General features: G+C 68.6%; 6 protein-coding genes and 1 tRNA gene. 3 read left to right on the top strand and 4 right to left on the bottom strand.

Annotated features, from left to right (window positions below):
* The first annotated feature begins 974 nt into the window (after window positions 1-974).
* The 3 genes from rpoN (at window position 975) to VGD32_RS06130 (ending at window position 3,769) form a co-directional block, all read left to right on the top strand.
* A complete protein-coding gene (gene rpoN, locus VGD32_RS06140) occupies window positions 975-2,495 on the top strand; it encodes an RNA polymerase factor sigma-54 (protein ID WP_331031020.1) in 1,521 nt (506 codons plus the stop codon).
* Window positions 2,496-2,557: 62 nt separating this feature from the next.
* Window positions 2,558-3,223, top strand: coding sequence for a ribosome hibernation-promoting factor, HPF/YfiA family (gene hpf / locus VGD32_RS06135; RefSeq protein WP_331031019.1), 666 nt, complete (start codon window positions 2,558-2,560; stop codon window positions 3,221-3,223).
* A gap of 78 nt (window positions 3,224-3,301) precedes the next feature.
* Entirely contained in the window at window positions 3,302-3,769 is a 468-nt protein-coding gene (locus VGD32_RS06130) for a PTS sugar transporter subunit IIA (RefSeq protein ID WP_331031018.1), read from the top strand.
* A 165-nt stretch (window positions 3,770-3,934) separates the two neighbouring features.
* Here VGD32_RS06130 and VGD32_RS06125 read toward each other — a convergent pair whose 3' ends face one another.
* The 4 genes from VGD32_RS06125 to VGD32_RS06110 form a co-directional block, all read right to left on the bottom strand.
* Entirely contained in the window at window positions 3,935-4,192 is a 258-nt protein-coding gene (locus VGD32_RS06125) for a DUF1150 domain-containing protein (protein WP_331031017.1), read from the bottom strand.
* A gap of 87 nt (window positions 4,193-4,279) precedes the next feature.
* Window positions 4,280-4,699: an Hsp20 family protein gene (locus VGD32_RS06120; protein WP_331031016.1), complete on the bottom strand. Its 420-nt coding sequence runs from the start codon at window positions 4,697-4,699 to the stop codon at window positions 4,280-4,282.
* Between the two features lie 155 nt (window positions 4,700-4,854).
* Window positions 4,855-4,930 (bottom strand) — tRNA-Ala (locus VGD32_RS06115).
* Window positions 4,931-5,094: 164 nt separating this feature from the next.
* The gene (locus VGD32_RS06110; RefSeq protein WP_331031015.1) at window positions 5,095-5,568 is read right to left on the bottom strand and encodes a TIGR02300 family protein; all 474 of its coding nucleotides are present in this window, start codon (window positions 5,566-5,568) and stop codon (window positions 5,095-5,097) included.
* Between the last annotated feature and the right edge of the window lie 118 nt (window positions 5,569-5,686).

The following is a 5,686-nucleotide window of genomic DNA, read 5'->3' as shown; positions in this document are numbered from 1 at the left end:
GTTCGGCGGGTGTGGCCTGGGCCAGGACGGCGCCCGGCAGGGCCAGGCAGAGCAGGGCGGTCAGGATCAGGCGCATGGGGGACACTCTCTCGTAGCGGCCCCGAAGCTTGCTGATCAGCGCACCGGAGTAAAGGACGCCGCTTCGCCTCCATCCAACCGCCGTCATCCTCGGGCTTGACCCGAGGATCAGAGGCGGGAGGCGGACTGTGCGCCGGTGACGGCCCCGTGCCCTCGCCCGTGCAACGCTCGACGCAGCACCGGGCGGTCCGATCCTCGGGTCAAGCCCAAGGATGACGGGGAGGGGCGATAGGGCGCCTCTTTCAGGTGGAGGCAGTCAGCCGCTCCTGCCCCAAGGCGGTTTCTCAGGTCACGGGCTGGCATCTGATGGTGATGCGGCTGTGGCCGCCCCTCGGGCCCGGCGGAAGTCGGGGAATGGACCACCTGTGGTCGGAGTGATGAAACCTCGCGCTGCATGTCAGCTTGTCAGGCACTGGTTGGCCCAGATAGGGGGCGATACCGCCTTCTCGGAGCAGGCCAAACCGACAATGCCGCCAAATCTCTCCACCACTGCACAGAAGGTCTTGGACGTGCAGTAGAGGAGCTTCGCCTTCTTCATTGCCGGCGTTGGCCCACTGCGCCGCGAGTTCGTTGCCATTTCCGATCAAGGCATTCGACTGAAGATCGTGCCAGATCGCCGCGTAAAGTTTCTCCGCAAGCTCCTCATCGGGAGGAGCTATGCGAACTTCTGAACGGGCCCAGTGTGCGCATCCGGACAAAGCCACCGTCACGAGAAGGAGGAAAGGAATGGGGCGCTTCATGGGAGCGACCATAGATTAGTGATGTCCCGTTTCCACCCGTAGCGGACCCCGGGGGCGTCGGCCCGCCGCCCCCGCTTAGACCCCGTTAACCGTTCCGGCCACACAGTGGCCGCCAGCAAGTTTCGGGCCACTTGGTCCGGCAGGGGGCTGCGGACGGTGCTCGGACAAAGGCTGGAGATACGGCAGGGGCAGGGGCTGGTCATCACGCCCCAGCTGCAGCAGGCGATCAAGCTGCTGCAGCTGTCGAACATCGAGCTGGACGCCTTCGTCGAGGCCGAACTCGAGAAGAACCCCCTGCTCCAGCGCGAGGACGCCGATCCCGGCGGCGAAAGCGACGCCCCGGCCGAGGCGGTGGAAAGCCGCGACGGCGCCGAACTGACCTTCGACGAGGGCCACGCCCAGGATTCCGACCGCACCCTCGACGCCCGCTCCGACGACGTCTACGGCGACGCCAGCCCCGGCGAGCGCACCTCCGACCGCATGGAGGACGTCGGCGCCGGCGAGGCCCAGCCCGGCCTCAACGACTGGTCCCGCGCCGGAACCGGCGGCGGCCTGCCCGACGGCGAGGGCCGCGAACGGCCCGACACGCGCGACGCCACCCTGTGGGAGCATCTGCAGGCCCAGGCCTCCCAGGCCGGATTCAGCCCCGCCGACCACGCCATCGCCCTCAGCCTGATCGATGCGGTCGACGAGGGCGGCTATCTGCGCGGCGAACTCGACGAGGTCGCCGATCGCCTCGGGGTCGGCCTCGAGAGGGTCGAGGCCGTGCTGGCGACCTGCCACGGCTTCGAGCCCACCGGGATCATGGCCCGCTCCGTGCCCGAATGCCTGAAGCTGCAGCTGGTCGAGCGCAACCGTTTCGACCCGGCCATGGCGTGCCTGCTCGATAACCTCGACCTGCTGGCCAAACGCGACCTCGCCGCTCTCAGGAAGGCCTGCGGCGTCGACGGCGAGGACATGGCCGAGATGATCGCCGAGCTGAAGGCCCTGACGCCGCGGCCCGGCGCGGGCTTCGGCGGTGAACCGGCCCAGACCGTCATCCCCGACGTCCACGTCCGCCCCGATCCGGCCGGCGGCTGGAAGGTCGAGCTCAACGCCGACACCCTGCCGCGCCTGATCATGGACAAACGCTATCACGGCGTCGTTTCGGCCGGCGCGCGGTCCGATGCGGAAAAGACCTTCGTCGCTGAATGCGCCGCCCAGGCCAGCTGGCTGGTCAAGTCGCTCGATCAACGGGCGAAAACCATTCTCAAGGTCGCCTCCGAGATCGTGCGCCAGCAGGACGCCTTCCTCGCCTTCGGCGTCGAGTTCCTGCGGCCGCTCAACCTGAAGACCGTCGCCGACGCCATCGGCATGCACGAATCGACGGTCAGCCGGGTCACCTCGAACAAATACGTCTCGACCCCGCGCGGCGTGTTCGAGCTGAAATTCTTCTTCACGGCGGCGATCCAGTCGTCCGACGGCGGCGCGACCCACTCGGCCGAGGCCGTCCGCCACCGCATCAAGGCGATGATCGACGGCGAGGCGCGCGACGGCGACGTTTTGTCCGACGACCGGATCGTCGAAATCCTTAATGAGGCCGGGATCGACATCGCCCGCCGAACCGTCGCCAAGTACCGGGAAGCGCTGCGGATTCCGTCTTCCGTCGAGCGCAAGCGGATGCTTAGGACGGGCTGAAGCCTCGCCACAAAACTGTGATCGGCGTTGACACCAAACGTCATCGGTCGCGTTCTATGGGCATGCAAATCCAGGTCAGCGGTAAGCACGTGGATGTCGGCGAAGCGTTAGGCTCGCGCATCTCCCAGGAACTCCAGGACGGGATCGGCAAATATTTCGAACGAGGGGCCCAGGACGCCGAGGTGATCGTCGCCAAGGAGGGTCACAGCTTCAAGGTCGACTGCTGGGTCCGCCTCGCCTCGGGCCAGGTGGTGTTCACCTCGGGTCTGGGCGGCGACGCCCATTCGGCCTTCACCGAAAGCCTCGACAAGCTCGAGAAGCGGGTGCGCCGCTACAAGCGCCGGCTCAAGGATCATCACATCGGTCCCAAGGGGCTTTCGCCCGAGAAGACCGAGCTCGCCGCCCGCGAGGTGGCCCGCAGCATCGTCCTGCGCGACCCGGACTCTGTCGAGGATGAGGATTTCGGGGAGGCCGGCGCGCCCGGCGAGCCGCCGCCCGTCGGCATGGTCATCGCCGAGACCGAGGCCGAGATCCGCACGGTCACGGTCGGCCGCGCGGTCCTGGAGCTGGACATGACGGGCTATCCGGTCGTGGTGTTCCGCAATGCGGCGCACGGCGGCCTGTCCGTGGTCTACCGCCGCCCCGACGGCAACGTCGGCTGGATCGATCCCGAGCGAACCACCAAATCGCTCAACGGACACGGTTCGGTAAACGGTGTCGCGTCATAGTGCTTCCCACAACGAGGCGGGTCGTCTACACGGCGCCCGCCCATCGGGAATGATCGGGTAGAGTCGGGAACAGCCTCAATGGACATCGGTGATTTGCTGGCGGACGGCGGCGTCGTCCTGCGCAGCGGCGCGTCGTCGAAACGTCAGGCCCTGCACACCGTGGCCGAAGCCGCCGCCCAGGCCCTCGGCCTGCCGGAGGCGCGGATCATGGAGGCCCTGCTCGAGCGCGAGGCCCTCGGCTCGACCGGTCTCGGCTCCGGCGTGGCCGTGCCGCACGCCCGCCTCGACGGCGTCGAGCGGGTCACGGCCGTGTTCGTGCGCCTGGACACCCCTGTCGCCTACGGCTCGGTGGACGATCGCCCGGTCGACCTGATCTTCGCCCTGTTCGCCCCGCCGCGCGACGGCGCGGAGCATCTGCGGGCCCTCGCGGCCGTGTCGCGCGCCCTGCGCTCGTCGGAGATGCGCGAGCACCTTCGTCAGGCCCGCACGCCCGACGCCATCCACGCTCTGTTCGTCAAGGACCGGGCCCCCGCCACCGCGGCCTGACTCCGCCTGTTCCACACCGTCACCCTCGGGCTTGATCCGAGGGCCAGACCGTCCGGCGCCGCGTCGATGATCGGCTGTCCGACGGTCGGTGGGCCGTCTCCCATGCACAGCCCGCTCCCACATCTGATCCTCGGGTCAAGCCCGGGGATGACGGGGACCGGGAAGCTAGTGGACCGAAACCGGCTCCAGTTCGTGGGCCACGGCCGCCGCGAAGGCGGTTTCGCGGTCCATCATCACGGCCAGCCGCTCGCCGTCGGCGCCGTGGACGGCGTAGAGCGTCGTCTCGGGATCGATGGCCAGACCCCTGGCTTCGGGAATGGGCGTATCCGCAAGGACGTCGGCGGCGCGGATCTCGCGCACATACACCAGGTCCGGGGCGCCCAGGCCCCTGAAATCTTCCTTGGTCATCGTCGTCGGCGTCATGGCGACCGCCTCCTTGTTCTCAACTAACGCCCCGAGGGGCCGTGTGGTTCGGCCCCGAAAGCGGCGGCCGGAATAACGACGCCCCGATCAGGCCGTCGTGATGGGGATGCGCCGCACCGTCGGCAGGTCTTCCGGCCGGCTCAGCTCGACGTGCAGGAGGCCGTGCTCCAGCCGCGCCGCGTCGACCTCCAGCCCGTCCGCGAGCACGAAACTGCGCACGAAGCCGCGGCCGGCGATGCCGCGATGCAGGAAGGCCTGCTCCGCCTTGCCGGCGTCCTCGCGCTTGCCGGCGATGGTCAGCTGCCGCCCTTCCAGCGTCACCGCCAGGTCGTCGGGGCCGAAGCCCGCCACGGCCAGGGTGATGCGCACCGAATGCTCGCCCAGCTGCTCGACATTGTAGGGCGGATAGCTGTCCGCCGCCGCCCGCGCCGCGCGGTCGATCAGGGCCCGGGTATGGTCGAACCCCAGCAGGAACGGGCTGTCGAACAGGATGGTGCGCGTATTCATCGTCTCGCCCCCGAAGCAGGCCTTCAGGCCGTCTGCGCCTCCCGGGATCGGCAAGGCGTCGGCCGACGACTGTCACATGGGGATTCGGCGTCCGCGGATCAACGACCCTGCGCCAGATGGGACGAAGGCCCCGCGGTCTCCCGCGGGGCCTTCGATGGTGGAGCTAAGCGGAGTCGAACCGCTGACCTCTTGAATGCCATTCAAGCGCTCTACCACCTGAGCTATAGCCCCGAACCTTCAGGCCTGGGGCCTTCGGTCGGACCGCCGGGAGAAAACCGCCCCCCGGCGAGGCGGCGGAACCTATGTCAGGGTCTGATCGCGATCAAGCCCGGTTCCGCCATTTATTTTCGCCTCGTCCGGAACCGCGCGCGGCGGCCCCGGACGGGCCGAAAACCCTAGTCCTCGTCCTTGCCCGGCTTGACGATGTCGTCGTCGAAGGCGTCGTCGTCCTCGTCCTCGATGAAGGGCACGGAATCGTCGTCGTCGTCTTCGGCCAGCACGTCGTCGTCGTCCTCGACGGCTTCGCCCATGCCGGGCTCCTCGGTCGGGTCGACCGGCGCGTCGTCGTCGTCGTCCGGGGTCAGGATCGGCTCGTGGCCTTCCTCGTCGATCTCCGGCGTGGCGACGGCCTCTTCCTCGTCCTCGTCATCGGCGACCTTCTTGTCGACCTGATCCTCGGCGTCCTCGTCGGCCGTCTCGTCGGCGGCGTAGCCGGCCGGGCGGCCGCGGCGGTTGCGCAGCTTCAGCGCCTCTTCCGGGTCGAAGTCGGTCGCGCATTTGGGGCAGTGGGCCGGGCGTCGGCCCAGGTCGTAGAATTTGGCCTGGCAGTTCGGGCAGACCTGCTTTTGGCCCAGTTCGGGATTGGCCACGGGGGCGCCTCTCTCGGTGGGGGGAATTCGGGGGCGTCCCTTGCCACCCCTGAGGGCCGCTGTCAAAAGCCATCTCCGCGCCGCCTGCAGGCTTCGGAGATCGCCGGGTGACGACCCC

This window comes from Brevundimonas sp., assembly GCF_036402095.1.
GTDB lineage: Bacteria > Pseudomonadota > Alphaproteobacteria > Caulobacterales > Caulobacteraceae > Brevundimonas.
This window is presented reverse-complemented; position numbering and strand designations above follow the sequence as displayed.